The organism is Paenibacillus sp. FSL K6-1096, assembly GCF_037977055.1.
Classification (GTDB): domain Bacteria; phylum Bacillota; class Bacilli; order Paenibacillales; family Paenibacillaceae; genus Paenibacillus_AQ.
Genome location: NZ_CP150274.1, coordinates 5,949,179 through 5,965,699 on the forward strand (window position 1 = coordinate 5,949,179; position 16,521 = coordinate 5,965,699).

At 52.9% G+C, this 16,521-nt stretch carries 15 protein-coding genes; 10 read left to right on the plus strand and 5 right to left on the minus strand.

What is annotated here, in order from left to right; genetic code table 11:
- Window positions 1-44 precede the first annotated feature (44 nt).
- The 7 genes from MHI24_RS26195 to MHI24_RS26225 all read left to right on the plus strand — a co-directional run bounded on the left by MHI24_RS26195 (window position 45) and on the right by MHI24_RS26225 (window position 8,156).
- Window positions 45-707 carry a helix-turn-helix domain-containing protein gene (locus tag MHI24_RS26195; protein WP_340022483.1) on the plus strand — a complete coding sequence of 221 codons (663 nt, stop codon included), beginning with the start codon at window positions 45-47 and terminating at the stop codon, window positions 705-707.
- Window positions 700-1,140, plus strand: a complete 441-nt coding sequence (locus tag MHI24_RS26200) for a hypothetical protein (protein ID WP_340022484.1) — start codon at window positions 700-702, stop codon at window positions 1,138-1,140. The genes MHI24_RS26195 and MHI24_RS26200 overlap by 8 nt, the downstream gene beginning before the upstream one ends.
- A gap of 25 nt (window positions 1,141-1,165) precedes the next feature.
- Complete coding sequence (locus MHI24_RS26205) at window positions 1,166-1,318, plus strand: hypothetical protein (RefSeq protein WP_340022485.1); 153 nt, start codon at window positions 1,166-1,168, stop codon at window positions 1,316-1,318.
- 26 nt (window positions 1,319-1,344) lie between these two features.
- On the plus strand, window positions 1,345-1,821 hold the full coding sequence (locus MHI24_RS26210) for a hypothetical protein (protein WP_340022486.1): 477 nt from the start codon (window positions 1,345-1,347) through the stop codon (window positions 1,819-1,821).
- 202 nt (window positions 1,822-2,023) lie between these two features.
- Complete coding sequence (locus MHI24_RS26215) at window positions 2,024-2,617, plus strand: TetR/AcrR family transcriptional regulator (protein ID WP_340022487.1); 594 nt, start codon at window positions 2,024-2,026, stop codon at window positions 2,615-2,617.
- Between the two features lie 19 nt (window positions 2,618-2,636).
- On the plus strand, window positions 2,637-3,089 hold the full coding sequence (locus MHI24_RS26220) for a DoxX family protein (protein WP_340022488.1): 453 nt from the start codon (window positions 2,637-2,639) through the stop codon (window positions 3,087-3,089).
- A gap of 513 nt (window positions 3,090-3,602) precedes the next feature.
- Window positions 3,603-8,156, plus strand: a complete 4,554-nt coding sequence (locus MHI24_RS26225; RefSeq protein WP_340022489.1) for an Ig-like domain-containing protein — start codon at window positions 3,603-3,605, stop codon at window positions 8,154-8,156.
- 449 nt (window positions 8,157-8,605) lie between these two features.
- Here the strand turns inward: MHI24_RS26225 and MHI24_RS26230 are convergent, their stop codons facing one another.
- The 4 genes from MHI24_RS26230 to MHI24_RS26245 all read right to left on the minus strand — a co-directional run bounded on the left by MHI24_RS26230 (window position 8,606) and on the right by MHI24_RS26245 (window position 12,678).
- Window positions 8,606-9,919 carry a TerD family protein gene (locus MHI24_RS26230; RefSeq protein ID WP_340022490.1) on the minus strand — a complete coding sequence of 438 codons (1,314 nt, stop codon included), beginning with the start codon at window positions 9,917-9,919 and terminating at the stop codon, window positions 8,606-8,608.
- A 21-nt stretch (window positions 9,920-9,940) separates the two neighbouring features.
- Complete coding sequence (locus MHI24_RS26235; protein WP_340022491.1) at window positions 9,941-10,504, minus strand: hypothetical protein; 564 nt, start codon at window positions 10,502-10,504, stop codon at window positions 9,941-9,943.
- A gap of 75 nt (window positions 10,505-10,579) precedes the next feature.
- Entirely contained in the window at window positions 10,580-11,965 is a 1,386-nt protein-coding gene (locus MHI24_RS26240; RefSeq protein WP_340022492.1) for a HAMP domain-containing sensor histidine kinase, read from the minus strand.
- A complete protein-coding gene (locus MHI24_RS26245; protein WP_340022493.1) occupies window positions 11,965-12,678 on the minus strand; it encodes a response regulator transcription factor in 714 nt (237 codons plus the stop codon). The genes MHI24_RS26240 and MHI24_RS26245 overlap by 1 nt, the downstream gene beginning before the upstream one ends.
- 162 nt (window positions 12,679-12,840) lie before the next feature.
- Between MHI24_RS26245 and MHI24_RS26250 the strand changes: the two genes are divergently transcribed.
- From MHI24_RS26250 to MHI24_RS26260, 3 genes are read left to right on the plus strand one after another with little or no spacing between them, the layout of a single operon-like run.
- Complete coding sequence (locus tag MHI24_RS26250; protein WP_340022495.1) at window positions 12,841-13,758, plus strand: ATP-binding cassette domain-containing protein; 918 nt, start codon at window positions 12,841-12,843, stop codon at window positions 13,756-13,758.
- Window positions 13,758-14,507: an ABC transporter permease gene (locus MHI24_RS26255; RefSeq protein ID WP_340022496.1), complete on the plus strand. Its 750-nt coding sequence runs from the start codon at window positions 13,758-13,760 to the stop codon at window positions 14,505-14,507. The genes MHI24_RS26250 and MHI24_RS26255 overlap by 1 nt, the downstream gene beginning before the upstream one ends.
- A gap of 11 nt (window positions 14,508-14,518) precedes the next feature.
- Window positions 14,519-15,244: an ABC transporter permease gene (locus MHI24_RS26260; protein WP_340022497.1), complete on the plus strand. Its 726-nt coding sequence runs from the start codon at window positions 14,519-14,521 to the stop codon at window positions 15,242-15,244.
- 58 nt (window positions 15,245-15,302) lie between these two features.
- On the opposite strand, the gene MHI24_RS26265 is transcribed toward MHI24_RS26260, so the two are convergent.
- Window positions 15,303-16,445, minus strand: coding sequence for an asparaginase (locus MHI24_RS26265; RefSeq protein ID WP_340022498.1), 1,143 nt, complete (start codon window positions 16,443-16,445; stop codon window positions 15,303-15,305).
- Between the last annotated feature and the right edge of the window lie 76 nt (window positions 16,446-16,521).

The window sequence follows — 16,521 nt, forward strand, 5'->3', positions numbered from 1 at the left end:
CTCCAGTATTAACTTTGTGTTAAAATATGGGGGAGGTGATGAGTATGGCGATCCAGGACATTTTGGAAGTGCGGGAACGGCAAGCAACGTATGCGAGTAATATTTTTTCATCGGGTCAGTTACGGGAGAATATTATTACCTACCAAATGTTATGTGATGCTGTAGAGGCTTCGGGAATAAAGGTTCAGCGGTTATCCGATGACGAATTGCTCGATCCTGAGAAATTTCGGGTTGGCCAGCAGGAGCTAGTATATCAACTTACTCAAGTTCAGCACTCCACACAGACTGATCTTCCCAAGGTCAAACATTATCCAACCAGGGAAGTAGCGCGGATGCTGGGGGTATCACATCAGACGATTTCCCGCTGGATTGCCCAAGGACGGTTTATCGGTGTTACCCGGCCAGAGCCGGGCAAGCATGTTGATATTCCTGCCGCCGCAACGCTGGAGTACCCGAGTGGTGTGACTGTGCGTATAAGTGAAGCAGCGAAAGCTTATCAACTTCGTATGCAGGGTGCAGCAGAGAATGAAACGGAAGATGAATTAAAGTTTATTGACCAAAAGCTTAGTGCTTACGAAGCGAAATATGGACCTATCGAGAATTTCATGCATATGAGTAAATCCGGAGAACTCGTTACTTCTGATGAAGACATTGATTTAGATGTATGGAAGTATCTGCTGAAAAGAAAAGAGCATCTGCTTGGCTGAGTTTACCCAGGAAGTTTTCATCTCAAATCCAGGAAACATCAAAAACATTCATTCGGAAATCGTATTTGATGTCACGCAAGATCGTCCTTCTGCGTATAACCCGAAGTTTACCATCAAACTTAATGGATGGGATTCCTATTTGAAATGTGAAGAACACGGCGATAAACGAGGTAATCTGCGCGCTTTTTTCTATAATTGGTATAACAAAGATCATTCATTAATTATGAAGTTCCATAACCATACCCATGAGAATTACCCCGATGCGGCTGATAACATTACCGAGTTCGATCCGGTTCACCTTCAATTTCCATTACTCGGGGTTGCTGATTTTGAAGGGAAAATACGGGATCATAGCATCTATCAATCACTGGATGATGTTCTTAATTTTTTGCGTCATTTGCAATGGATTGAAGCAAGGAGAGTGGAATATTAATCTTTATGGGAGGCTGAAACCAGACATGTCTGTGCCAAAAAGAATGGATAAACAAAGCGTTCGCGAGCTAGTTGCAGATGATTATTCAATTGACGATATTCTTGAATCGGTAGGTATACTGACGCCTAACGAAGCAAAAAAACTGTCCGATGAAATTCAGAAAATGCGTGAGGAATAGTGGAATTGATAAAAGGGGAGAGCAACATGACAACAAACGAACAAGCCCGGTTATTCAAGGTAATCCTAAGCGACTGGAAAGGTACTGTGCGTGGGCGGCCGACCCGGGAGATTGCTATTTCAGCGAAGGCATCGCTGTACGATCTTGCGGCGGTTACGATTGAATCCTTTGATTTCGATCTGGATCATTCCTTTGGCTTCTATGATAACATCAAAGACTGGACAAGCTCTGAGGAAGGCTATGAATCATTCGCTGATGTGGGTGCGGGGGAGAGGTTTCCCGGAGTGCGAAAAGTGAAGATCAGCAAAGTTTTTCATACCCCCAAACAAAAGATGCTGCTCTTATTCGATTATGGCGATGAGTGGAAAATGATTGTCCAGTATCTGGGTGAGACCGAAGTGAAGCCGGGTCAGAAGCTGCCTATAATCACGGAGAGTACGGGAGATGCACCTGATCAATATGGGGATATTGAAGATGGTGAGTACGAGGATGAAGAGGTGTAATTAGGAAGAGACGTTCAACGAAAGACTTTACATAGAGCTATAGCGCATCAAGGGCTCGGGATTCGAGGGAGGCGGAAGAACCAATCCGTTATACCCCGGAATCACCAGGCTCTTTTTATTTTATATATTTACAAACCGATGGTCGGTATATATAATGAGAATCAATTATTAGCATTTAAACGGACACAGAAGGGAGAGCACGATGAAGAACTCAGACCGCCGAAAGCAAACGACCCGGCAATTATTGGAGGCCACTAAGGAACTACTGCGGGACAAGAGCTGTCATGCCATCACCTTGAAGGATATCATGGAGCAGTCGGGGTTATCGAAGGGGGCGATTTTTCATTATGTGAAGAGCAAGGATGAGATTTTCGCCTGGGTGCTGGAGGAGCGGCTTGATGCGGTGAATGACCGTTTCGAGGAAGAGGTGGCAGGCAGTCTGGACAAAGCCTTCGAGGGGCCGATGCTGGCGATTGCCAGAAGTCTGGCCGGACTGGAGGACAGCCATGAGGCAACCAATAAGGTTCTTCTGTACCTGCTGGGCAAAGAGAATGAACCTGCGGTAGCGGAGGTGCTTAAGCAGTTTCATGAGCGGTCGGTGTCCGTCTCCAGACAGTGGATTACCACCGGGCAAAAATACGGAGTGATCCAAGAAACGGTGAATCCAGATGAGACGGCGGAGCTGTTTGTCCTGCTGTCCTTGGGGCTGCGGGTGCGGTCCTCCATGCGACCCTCTGCCGAGTCCCTTTCTGCAAAAGAAATATCCGATTTTATGGCCGGCATTCTGAAAAAGTAGATGGAAGGGGAGAGGTGAAATGATTCCTTTTTATGCGCTCGTCGCATCCTTTGTACTGTTCCGGGGGCTGGGTCTCCTGGGTCTGACCTATTGGAGTGACTGGCAAATCTCGCTTCAGTGGGCAGTGGCTGTTATGCTGCTTCTGGGGGCTTCGGCTCACTGGGGACGGCGGCGGGCGGATCTGATTAGAATGGTGCCGCCGGCTTTTCCGCGAAAAGAGTCGATTGTCACGGTTACCGGACTGCTGGAGATTGCCGGGGCAGTAGGTCTGCTGCTGCCATCCGTCTCCTTGACGGCTGCCATATGCCTGATTGTTCTGCTGATCGCCATGCTCCCCGCCAATATGTATGCTGCCCATAATCGGTTGACCATCGGGGGCAAACCAGTGCCGAACTTAATCGTCCGCATCACGATTCAACTTGTGTTCATCTCGTCAATCCTGCTCGCCTCTCCGTTGTCCCAGTTATTCTGACAGAGTGTGTCGCAAACTCCTTTAATATTCCCCGGGCAATGATGCCCGGGATTTTTTTCGTTTTTTTTGGTGATTTTCCCGTTTAGGTCCTTGTACAGCGGTTTTTGTCGAGATTTGTTAAGAGTTTGTTTAGAGCCGTCTGCTAAAATGGAGCCCAGATATGAAATTTCTAAGGGGGCAGATGCCACACTGCAGCAGGACTTGCGATATAGCGCACAGGATGAACGAACAAGGGGGAGCGATACATTGTTTAAGGGTAAGGGATTGAAAAAAGTTTTCTCGTTGTTACTCGCGATCAGCTTGGTTTGGACCGGAGCCTTTCCGGTATATGCGGGTTCAACGGACAATGGTGCGGCAGGCTGGGACAATGTTGGTCCGCTGCCAGACGGCATCAACGTAAACGGAGTTGCTATTGGCTCAGATACTTTAGTTGCAGTGGGGGGAGAAGGGAAAATTGTTGCCGCAAGCAGCACTTCGACCTGGGCAGTTAGTGAGTCTGGGGTAAGCGATGATTTGAATAGTATTATTCATAAGGGCGCAGGCGGCGAATTCGTTGCAGTCGGTGACAATGGGATAGTCCTAACGTCAACAGATGGCGTGTCCTGGACACCCTCCGATGGCTCCGCCGGTTTTAACTGGAATGGAGTCAGCTACGGCGATGGAACATTAGTTCTAGTTGGCGATTCAGGAATGATTATGATCAAAAATGACAATCGCCCTGACTGGGAGATCGTATTCTCAGACACTGAGGAGAATCTGAACGCTGTGGCTTATGGCGACGGCAAGTTTGTAGCGGTGGGTGATAACGGTACTGTAGTAACTTCCGTGGATGGGTTGGAATGGAAGAAGGTAGAGCGCAAAGAAACTGATCATTCCACCCTGAGCTTGAACGGAATTACCTTTGGCGGCGGGATGTTCGTGGCTGTCGGTGACGCCGGAATCGTTGTTACCTCTCCAGAAGGTTCTAAAAGTGCGGAGAAGATCATTGGCTCAAATATGAAACTGAATGGAGTGACTTTCGGAAACAGCGTATTTATGGCCGCAGGAGATGGCGGGAAAGTGTTCTCCTCTAGCGATCTGGGGCAGACATGGAAGCCTGAGACTTCAAACGCAACTGCTAATCTTAACGGTATCGTATTTTATCAAGTTCTTAATCAATTTATTGCTGCGGGTGATTCCGGAGAGATCATTATGTCTTATGTCATTCCTAACATCCCGCGGGTGCTCAGTCTGTCTCCAGGGAATGATGAGACCGATGTACCAGTAGATATGAATCTGGAGATCATGTTTAATCAGCCAGTGACAGCAGCATCTGCAGATAATAATACCGATACTGATAATGACACAGATACAGGCAGTAACGCTAACATCGACAATAACATTAAAATTTTCAAAGCTGCGGATTTGTCCGCTCCGGTTGAAACCATCCCGGCGGATGACGCCAGCAGAGTAAAGATAAATCCAGCTAACAATACGGTAACGATTAATCCGGGCAAAAATTTCGATCCAGGTACGAAATACGCCGTAACAATCGACGCGGATGCTTTCACTAATGGTGCAAGCGGCAATGCAGCGATCTCAGCGGAGGAGTGGAGCTTTACAACAGTTGCTGGACCAGGAGATACGGAAGCTCCGACTGTTATCTCTTACTCTCCAGACCAGGGAGATGCGGGAGTAGCGACTGATGCTCAATTGACACTCACGTTCGATGAGCCTGTGATGAAGGATAGCGGCAGCATTCTGATTTATGATAGTGAGGACTTAGATTACCCGGCAGTAATTCCGGTTAACACAGAGAATGTTACGGTTAAGGATAACGTGGTAACCATTGTTCCGTATGAAAAATTTAAGAACAGTACTACGTACTTTGTAAACATCGATGAAGAAGCTTTCAAAGATCTATCAGAAAACGCTAACTATTACACAGGTATCTCGGACAAGGACACCTGGCAGTTCACCACAGAAGAAGCGCCTGATACTGCACCACCGGTGGTGAGTGATTTTACTCCTAAGAATGGAGCAATGGATGTACCGATCGGCACCAACCTGACTCTTACCTTTAATGAGGATGTTCAGAAGGGTGAAGGCGAAATTAAGATATACAACAGTGAGATTAGCGATGGCCCGCTTATGGCGGTCCCTGTTGAATCAGATGATGTAACCATTGACGGTAAAGTGGTAACAATTAATCCGAAGGCTGACCTGGATTACAGTGCAACCTATTATGTCCAGATTGATAATGGTACATTTACGGATATGTCGGGCAACAGCTATGCCGGTATCACGAACAATACAACCTGGCGCTTTAGTACCACCAGCGAACCGGATACGACGGCGCCAATCGTAAGCACATACTCGCCTAAGAATGGGGCAATAGATGTAGCAATTGGTGCTAGCCTGGAGCTTGCTTTTAGCGAGAATGTACAGGCGGGGGAAGGCAGCATAAAGATCTACAGCGATGCATCCGACCAAGCGGCGGCAACTATTACTGCCGGCGAAACGAGCATTGTAAACAACAAGGTAACTATTCAACTGGCTCACCCTCTGGAGTATGGTACAAGCTATGCTGTGAAAATTACTGACGATGCCTTCGCGGATCTATCCGGCAACTTCTACTCTGGAATTGCGGACAGTACCACCTGGCATTTCACAACTGCGGCTGCGCCCGATACGACTGCTCCTGCATTAGAGCATTTTACGCCTGTAAATGGGGCAGCAGATGTTGCAACAGACGCCAATTTGACCCTTACCTTCAGTGAGGATGTAAAGGCTGGAGAAGGCAATATCGTGATTTACACCAGTGCAACTCATACACCGGCAGTTACGATTCCGGCAGCTTCCGGGAATGTAACCATCCAGGGAAATGTAGTGACAATTAACCCTACGGATGAACTGAAGTATGGAGCCAGCTACTATGTGCAGATTGGAGCCGGGGCATTTACAGATGCCGCAGGCAACAGTTATGCCGGGATCACGGACAGCAACGCCTGGCAGTTCACCACAACGGATGCGCCGGACCGCACCTCGCCAACGGTAGTTACCTATTCGCCGGAGCCTTGGGCCACCGAAGTGGCTGTGAACGCGAATCTGGTCCTGACCTTCAGCGAGAATGTGAAGGCGGGAGCCGGTAGCATTGAGATTTTCCGCAGCTCAGATGTTACGCAGCCTGTCTTGACGATTTCCGCCACTTCGGACATGGTAACCATTCTGAATCATGTGGTCACTATCAATCCGGCGGATAACCTGGAGCATGGGACCAGCTACTATGTGCGGATCTCTGAAGGAGCCTTTACAGACGGAGCTGGCAACAGCTATGCCGGTATTGCAGGGATTAACGCCTGGCGGTTCGTGACCACTACTGCGCCAGATACAGCAGCGCCTGTCGTGACTTCTTCCAATCCGGCACGCAACGCAACGCATGTATCTGAATCTACCGCACTCACATTGACCTTCAATGAGAATGTGTTGGCAGGGAGTGCCGATATTAAGATTGTGAATGCAGCGAATGATGAGATCGTAACGGCGATTAAGGCAAGCAATACGCAGCTTGTTACGATTAAAGACTCTACCGTCAGCATCAATACCAGCGGCCTGCTGAAGCAGGGCGAGAGCTATTATGTGCTGATCGGGACGGGTGCTTTTACAGATGAAGCAGGTAACAGCTATGCAGGGATTACGGATAAAACACTCTGGAGCTTCTCTACAGTTCCGGTGCCGGTCACACCGACCAATCCTCCTGCAACGGGCGGCGGTTCAGGATCAGGCGGGGGAGCCCCGGCTCCGGTACCGACACCGACCCCGCAGACGGAGAGCATTAATGCAAACGTTGAGAATGGGGCCAGTCAAGGGTCTATGGTATCCTCTGTTGTTATTAGCCGGACCAAGGATGCAAACGGAGTGAAGAACGACACTCTTACGTTCACATTGGAGCAGGCGATCCGGGCGGTCAATGAGCTTAAGGCTGCCGGGTCCAATATTGCCAGAATTGTTGTGCCTGACAAGAATGATGAGGTTGCCGGAACCAGACTGACCATTCCGGCAGCTTCCGGCAAGCAGTTTGCTGATAATGAGATTACGCTGGATCTTTTCACCGTCAATGCTGAGGTGAAGGTGCCGGGCAGTTCGATGGCCGGATTCGGTACGGATATTTATTTCAACCTGGTTCCACTGAAAACACCGCAGCAGAGCGCAGAGGCTGAAGCCCGTGCCAAAGCACAGGTGCAAAGCGTATCGAGCGGTGCAGCGGTTACGCTGGTGAGCCGTCCGGTAACGATTGAGACGAACCTGCAGAGCCGTCCGGTTACTCTGGTGCTGCCGCTTAACAACCCTTCGTTAACGGCGGAGCAGTTGAAGGCACTTGCAGTCTTCATTGAACACAGCGATGGCACCAAAGAGCTGGTCAAGGGCGAAATCGTACCTTACGGCCAGACCGGGAAGTCAGGTATTCAATTCAGCATCAGCAAATTCAGTACCTTTACCGTTGTACTTGCCCAAGATCCTGCGGTGCAGGTGAAGGCGTATATAACGGGATATGCTGACGGTACCTTCAAGCCGGGCCACAGCATCACCCGGGCAGAGGTTGCCAGCATCATTGCCCGCACCTTCAGCCAGTCCGCAGTTACTGCCGGTGTAGCCTACACTGATGTGACTGCCAGCCACTGGGCAGCCGAGGCCATCGGCCAGGTAACCAGAAGCGGCATGATGAAAGGTTACACGGACGGCAGCTTCAAGCCGAACCAGACGATTACCAGAGCCGAAATGGCAACCCTTCTATCGCGCCTGATTACAGGCGGCGAAGGCCAATCGGCCGGCTTCAGCGATATTGCCGGTCACTGGGCGCAGGCTGCGATTGAGCGGATGTCCCAGGCAGGCATGATTACCGGATATCAGGACGGCACGTTCCGTCCGGACCAGACGTTAACACGCGCGGAAGCCGTAACCATCATCAACCGCGCCCTGGGGATCGCTCCGCTGACCAGCGCAGCCCAGAAATGGGCGGATGTCCCGGCAAGCTACTGGGCATTCGGCAGCATTCAGGCAGCATCTGTAGATCATACTGCAGAATAATGAATACACAAACAGCCCTTCCCCGTCATATGACGGTGGAGGGTTGTTTGTGTCTTATAAGCTGAATGCCTTAGGATGCCATTACGATAAAGGCATGTAGGTCGGATGTATGCGAAAAACCGAACACAATTGGCCAGCACGAAGGCGTGAGGCGAAATGTATGCGAAAAACCGAACACAATCGGCCAGCGCGGAGGCGTGAGGCGGAATGTATGCGAAAAACCGAACAGAATCGGCTAGCACGGAAGCGTGAGGCGGAATGTATGCGAAAAACTGAACAGAATCGGCCAGCACGGAAGCGTGAGGCGGAATGTATGCGAAAAACCGAATACAGTCGGCCAGCACGGAGGCGTGAGGCCAAATGTAAGCGGAAAACCGAACACATGCACAATAAGCGGCATCGCCCGTCAAGGCGATGCCGCTCATATTATGTCCACTGCCTACTAGCTGCTACTTACTCCCGGCCTCCCACCGCAGGTTCCACTGATAGTGCTGGTCCAGCTCCTCATGGCCGCTGAAATACTCTACAAGCCGTTCCACGATGAAGGTTCCATCCGGCTGGCTGTGCAGCATGGCGACGGCGCACATTCCCTTATCGTTATTATGCCCGTCCAGTTGCACCTCGATCTCCGGCCCGCCCTGCTGGCGGATGGTTACCACGGCGCCAGCCTGCGGCCAGCTCGCCGCTCCCTCATAGATGAGGGCAAAAATAACAATCCGCTTGATCTCGGAGAGATAGCGGCTGTTAATCCGCAGATTCTCACCCGTGGCAATTGAGCCTGTCCGGTCATCCCCGTCCAGGATGATGTAAGGCGGCCGGTTGAAGCTGCCGAAGGACTCACCGAGCGCCTGGACAGCGCCTTTGAGCCCATTGCTGAGTTCAAACAGGCAGCCCAGATCCAGATCAATACTCTTCCTTCCGAACCAGCGGGAGGATTCGGTCTGAACCCATTTGAGATTGATGACAATCTCACCCGCAGCCCCAGGTCCGCTCTGAAGCCGGACTGTCTCCCCGCGGTTCTTCAGCTGCCGTTCTCCCGGATGCCCCGGAGATCCCGGCGGCGAAGCCGGGGCAGCAGGAGGCAACGGGTCCGCCGGCCTCTGCTTAGGGCGTGGCCGCAGCTCCGGCAGCACAAAAGGAGACTTTCCGGGTGCAGCAGCCGGTCTCGCTGCCTGAACCAATGCTTCGGCCTCCGCTTCCGGTATCCCGCAGCTGCGGCATAGGGCGGGCAGGCCGCCGGCATAACCGGAGCCGACCGCACTGAATTTCCATTCGCCCCCATACCGGTAGAGCTCTCCGGCAACGATGGCTGTCTCCACTGAATAACCGCCCTCCAGCGGGTAACGCAGCAGCTCCGTTCCGTCCGCAGCGCTCATGATCCGCAAATAAGCGCCGGCCAAGCCCGCAAAGCTCTGCTGCCGTTTCTGGGCTTCATGGATCGTCAGCACAAACGCAATGCGCTCGTACTCCGCAGGGATCAGGTCCAGCCGGACCGCAATCTGTGTGTGGTCAGCCACGCCGGTAACAACCCTGTGTTCAGGTTGCAATAATACTACAGACTGATGATGTGCAGCGGGATTCCTGTAGAATATAAGGTCCGCAGCAGTAGAGACCCTCTGTCCGCCCGTAAGCAGAACAGCAGAGCTGTCAATCTCAATCCCCGCTCCCGCAGCCTGCCAGCCCAGGCCGATGATAAGCTGCGTGAGGCGGGGGTTATTTGCGGTTAAGCTGACCTTCTGTCCCTTAATTAGCTCGAATGTCATGAGAACCAGCCTCTCCTAAGGTTAATATCTGCCGCGTCTGCCGGCGTCCAGATTCGGACCATTCAGGCTGGACAGCCGCTCCAGCGCCTGCTCGTAGATCCGCACAATATCCTGTACCTGCTGGAATTCAGGGTCCGAAGGCCCAAGGTTGTCCATGAACATGCGCTGCAGGATTTCTTTATAGAAGGAGATTCGGCTCCCCACCAGACTGCATTCATAATCGATGACCTCTTCAATCGAGTGCTGCTGAACGAAGTCCATGAGATCATCTGCCGGATTGCTACGGGACTCGCGTTCATTGCGTGCGGCCACCGGTGTGTTAACATTCTCGAGATTGACGGTCGAGCGTATATCGGTGAACAGAATGCCTTCTTTTGCCAGCATGACCTGGAAGGGCTTGTGCTTGAACAGCTCCTGTGCGACCAGCGTGCACATCGCCGGATTCCGCAGCAGCATCCCGTCGAATGGATGAAGCACCCAGCCTTCGTCATCGCGGTACAGGCTGAACGTGAAGTACTCGCCGCCGTACTCATATTTCAGGTTGATCGAACTCTCTGAAGTAAGCTCATATTGAAATGCATCCATTCCGGGTTACGCCTCCTGTATCTACTATGAATTTCTATTAGCATAGCAGAAAATGGCGGATTTTGGAGCAAAAAATTATGCTATAACCGGCAGCTTCAACACCGCACACAGTCCTTCTCCGGGAGGATTCTCCAGAATCAGCTTCCCCTTGTGAGCTTCGGCGATACGGGCGACCATCGGGAGGCCAAGCCCGTGGCCCTGGCGGACGGGGCGGGTCCGCTTCCCGGAGTAGGGCAGCAGGACCAGCTCCGGCAGGAGCTCTGCCGGAACTCCTGACCCGTCATCGAATACAGATAGACAGCAGGCTTCCGGGTCTTCCGGACAACGCGAGATCGTTACCGTAATCCGGCAGCCGTCCGGATTATGGCGGATGCTGTTCTGGACCAGATTGCTGACCGCACGGTAGAGCAGCTTCTCATCGCCCATTATCTGCAGGCGCTCGTCCGTTATGCACAGGTCCAGCGAATATGGCTCCTCCAGGCCGTTGTTGATGAAGTCGGATACCACGGTCCGGACCAGAGCAGATAAGCGAATTGGCTTAAGCTGTAGCGGCTGCATCTCGTATTCCAGCATGGAGACCAGATTCAAGTCGCTAACCAGCGACCTTAGCTGCTCCCCTTGGCGGCGGATGATGGCAGCCTGCCGGCGCTGTTCTCCAGTCAGGTTGTCTTGTTCCTCCAGATTGCTGGCGTAGCCCAGGATCATGGAGAGCGGGGTGCGGATGTCGTGCGAGATTCCGGCAATCCAGTTGGAGCGCGCTTCATCCCTTGATTTTAACTGGGTGCTCCGGGTCTGGAGTGTTGCCGAAGCTGAATTGATGCTCTCCGACAAGTCGCTGAAGATGCCCTGCGGCTCCAGCCGGACCGGCTTGTCCTTGGCCAGGGCATGAATGCTGTTGATCAGCGGACGGATGCTGCGGATCAGCCGGGTGCCGATGAACAGCGACAGGGCCACCGCAAGCACGGCATTGCATACCAGGAGAAGCAGCACCCTTAAGGGAAGTGAGCGCACCCAATCGGTCAGATATTCGAGCTGATATTTCTCATATGAATATTTGGGATACCCGACAACCAGCAGCCCTTCAGGATGCTCCCAGGTGTATACGGGATACTCCATTAAGTAGTAACGCGAGAATTTCGCCACCTCTATAATATTGAAGGCGTCTGGTATCTCCGGCGGAAGCTGCTCACTCCACTGCACCTTGCCGTCCGCATCCAGCAGCATGGCCCAGGCCTTATGCTGCTCAAGGAGCGCGGCGGCCTTGGCGTCAAGTGAGTAGCTGCCTTCCGTTCCCTTCAAATCCAGAGAGACATCCCGGACAACCTTACCGGGCGAAGTCTCCTGATGGGTCTCCTTGAAGATCAGGGAACCGAGCAGAATCAGATTGAACAGGAGCAGCAGCGCAGAGACCAGCATTGTGGAGCCTACGAACCTGCGTAATATGCGGACCGCACTGTCCATTAGCGCGCCTCCTGCACAACAAGCTTATAACCCAGCCCCCGGACGGTCAGCAGATGCACCGGCTTCGAAGGGTCGGCTTCAAGCTTTTCACGGATACGCCGGATGTGCACCATTAAGGTGTTCTCATACCCGTAGCTGTCATCTCCCCAGACCGCCTGGCAGATGGCATCGCTGGTCACAATCCGGCCGCGGTTCTCGTACAGCTTGATCAGGATGGCGTGCTCTTTGGCGGTCAGAGGGAGCTCCTGGCCTTCTCTAACAACGGCAGCGCTCTCCAGATCCACCACCTGTTCACCTGCTCTGAAGATTGGCAGCTGTTCTGGAACGGGGGAGGCATATACCCGCTTCAGCACAGCCATCAGGCGCAGCATTAACTCCCTGGGCAGAAAAGGCTTGACGATATAATCGTCTGCACCCAGTCCCAGCCCCAGCAGCCGGTCCTCATCTTCACCGCGTGCCGACAGGAACAGCACCGGCATATCGGAGAAGGTCCGTATAGCGGACAGGAGCGAGAAGCCGTCCTGATCCGGCAGCATCACATCCAGAATGGCGATGTCCGGCTTCTCATGCCGGCACAAAGCAAGGGCGCTTCCGGAATCTCCGGCTGTATAGATGCGGTAAAAGCCTTCTTTGCGCAGAAACAGCTCAATCATCTCGCGTATTTTCGGTTCGTCCTCGACAAGCAGTATTTTCCGGTTCTTCATTGTATTCAATCGTAATCACCCAGAATCAGTATACACGATCAAGCGGTGGAGTTTGAGAGGAGGCGGCTGATTTAAGGTAGGCGTAAGGTTAGCTTCAGCCTGGAGCAAGGGAAGACCTCTATGCTGGTAAGCAAGAGGCCAACTTGGCAGAAATGGAGCTGAACAAACAGAATGAGTACTTATCCGATTATTGAGACCAGACAATTGACCAAAATCTACAGGGGAACGCCCCGGGTGGATCACGTAGATCTGAAGGTACAGAAAGGCGAAATCTTCGGCTTCCTCGGTCCGAACGGTGCAGGCAAGACGACTACGCTTAAGATGCTGCTCGGACTGGTCCAGCCTACGCAAGGGACGGTTAACGTCTTCGGGAAGGAGCTGCAGAAGCACCGGATGGCGGTTCTGAACCAGACCGGCTCTCTGATCGAATCGCCTTCCTATTACGGCCATCTGACAGGGCTTGAGAATCTGCGGGTGATGCAGCGGCTGCGCCGCCTGCCGGCCAAGAATATCGGTAAGGTGCTGCAGTTCGTCCGGCTTGAGCAGCACCGGCACAAGCAGGCCCGCGAGTATTCGCTTGGGATGAAGCAGCGGCTGGGGATCGCGATGGCCTTGCTGGCTTTTCCAAGCCTGCTGGTTCTGGACGAGCCGACAAACGGCCTGGACCCGGCAGGCATCGGGGAGATCCGCGAGCTGATTAAGTCGTTGCCGGTGCAGTATGACATGACGGTGCTGGTGTCCAGCCACCTGCTGTCCGAGATCGAGCAGACCGCTTCCTCGGTTGGCATTATCAGCGAAGGCAAGCTGCTGTTTCAGGGAACGATGGCTGCGCTTCAGGCGCAGAATCAGGCGGCCGTACATTTCCAGACCGATAATCCCGGCAAAGCGGTCCAAGTGCTGGCAGCACATGGATACCGGCCCCGGGTGGAGGAGCAGCGGCTAGTGTTCAAGGCCATGCCGGACGCCGAGGTGTCAAGGATCAACGGAATTCTGGTATCCGGGCAGATCGGAGTCAGCCGGATTGAAGAGAATAAAAAGAGCCTGGAGGACATCTTCCTGGAGCTGACGGGAAGGGAGCGGAGCCTGTGATGAGAGCGATAATCCTGGAATACTACAAGCTCCGGCGGAGAAGGGTCTGGGCGATGCTGACGCTTTTCCTGGCTGCAGAGCTGGGATGGGCAGCGGTATCCATGAGCATCTCCATCTCCCGGAGCGCCTCCAATGCCTCGTGGGAAGCGCTGATCTTCAGTCTCTCTTCAATGAACGGGCTGTTCCTGCCGATTCTGACTGCCATTGTGATCTCGCGGATCTGCGATATGGAGCATAAGGGCGATACCTGGAAAATGCTGATGACCACCCCGGCCGGACGACGCTCGGTTTATGCCGCCAAATATATCTGTGCCGTAAACCTGGTTCTATATGGGATATTAGCCCAGGCTGTGTTTATCATCGGCTTCGGAATGCTGCATAAGCTGGAGAGCCCGCTTCCGCTCGGCCTGCTGCTGCAATTCACCGCCGGTACACTGGTTGCCAGCCTGCTGGTTGCCGCCATGCAGCAATGGGTATCGCTGGCGGTGAAGAACCAGGCCTTTGCCTTATGCCTCGGGATGCTCGGCGGGTTCCTGGGAACAACCGCCAGCCTGTTCCCGGCTGCCGTCCGCAAGGCTGTTGTCTGGTCCTATTACCTTGACCTCAGTCCGGTAACTTATCTCTATCAGGCTTCTGGCGGGTCCTATATTACGGGGACGATACCTGTTCTACAATGCATTGCAGCGCTATTCATCACTGTGCTGCTGTATACCGGCGGTAATGCCCATATCTCAAGACAAGCGATATAAGGAGGGATCTTATGCTGAGAAGTGTTGCGGCCGAATGGCCCAAGCTGCGCCGCTCGCGGATGGGGCTGGTGCTGGTCAGCCTGCCGGTAGTCAGTCTGATGATCGGCTGTGCCAACTTTGTTATGAACCGTGAAGCGCTGGAGGGCGGCTGGTATAGCCTGTGGACGCAGGTAAGCTTATTTTACGGGGAGTTTTTTCTGCCGATTCTGATTGCGATCTGCTGCGCCTTTGTCTGCCGGCTGGAGCATGCGAACAGGAACTGGAATCTGCTTCTGGCTGCTCCTGTATCCACAGCAAGCCTCTTCATGGCCAAGCTGGCTGTTGTAGGCGTGCTGATTGCCGGAGCGCAGGCCTTATTCCTGCTCATGTATTGGGCGGCCGGGCAGATGCTTTCTATGACAGGAGACTTTCCGCTGGACATCGTTATGTGGACCTTCCGCGGCTGGGTGGCTTCGCTGAGTATTGCCGCGCTGCAGCTCGGGTTGTCCATCCGAATCCGCAGCTTTGCTACTCCGATCGGAATCAGCCTGTGTGCGGTGTTTGCCGGACTGGGCCTGTATGTGCTGAAGCTGGGGCTGCTGTTTCCTTACTCGCTGCTGACTATTGGTATGGGGGTGCTTACACAGCGCGGGCTGACACCGGCAGAGAATCTGCTGTTCTTCCTGATGAATCTGTTGTATCTCTTATTGCTGTCCGCCTGGTCTATCCGCCGTATGAAATACTGTGCTGCGGCGTAAATAAGTCCTATCTTCTATTTGGAAAAGATAAAGCGGAGGCCGGGGGCCTCCGCTAATTTCATTTGCTCATATCGAAATCCGGCATGCCTATGGTAGAGAACCACTGGCGGATCTGCTCCTGATCCTTGGAGAAGGTGAGTCCCAGCTGAAGCAGGATTCTGGCCTTCTGCGGAAGCAGGTCGCCTGCACCTATAATTCCTTTGGCTCCGGTATCATACACCGCCCCCGAGCCTGCGCGTGTTGCGCTGACGAACAGGACACCCTTCTCAATCGCCTCTTTGCGGGCGGCCTGCTGTGCGGTTGAAATCCCGCCGGCCCCGTGGCCCGCAGTGACTATCCCTTGAACTCCGTCATTGACCAAGGCTGTGATCGGTGTAGCGGAGGCTTCCGTATAGCTGTACACAATATCAACCTTGGCCAGATCCTCCGCCTGGATCGTACTGAGATCGAAAGGAGTCTTCCACTTCTCAGTGCCGGCATCCTTGACGCGGGCCGGGGCACGGACGGCACGAATGCGGTTCTCATCCACTGTACCGAGGGCGCCGTAACGGCCTCCGCCGAAGGTATCCAGACGCAGTGCATCCGTCTTGGTGACTTCCCTGGCGGCAAAGAATTCATCGTTCATCATGAGAACAGTACCATAGTAGGCGGTCTTCTGGCTTGCTGCCAGCCGGATGGCGTTCAGCAGGTTGGCTTCCCCGTCGAAGGAGATCGTATTGGATTGCCGCATCGACCCTGTGAAGATGACGGGCTTCGGGCTGCGGACCGTGAGGTCGGTCCAGTAGGCCAGCTCTTCCATAATATTAGTTCCTGTAGTCACGACTACAGCGTTCACTGCCGGATTAGCCAGTTCCTTATCGATGGCGATGGTGAGATTATATAAGTCCTTGGAGGTGGTCTGCGCCGAGCTGATATTGCTTAGCTCGGTGCTGGTGACGTTGGCGATTTTGGACAGCTCAGGCTGTAATCTTTGGATAATATCATTGATGGGGACCTTAGGGGTGCCGTAAGTCTGGAACAGCTCTCTGGAAGGTGAGGTGGAGGTGATGGTGCCGCCGACGCCGACCACTACGACGTTGGGAATAACTTTCCCGGGTACGGCTGCATCCGCAGCTTGGGTAATGGAAGGAAACGACAGCAGGGTGAAGAGGGCAAGCAGCGCGGTAAAGCTCTTTAGAGTTCTTTTGTGAATAAACTTCATAAATGACCTCCTTAAATATTAAAATTAATGTGATTATATATGACATAAATCATAAATGTCAAAATGATATATTTAC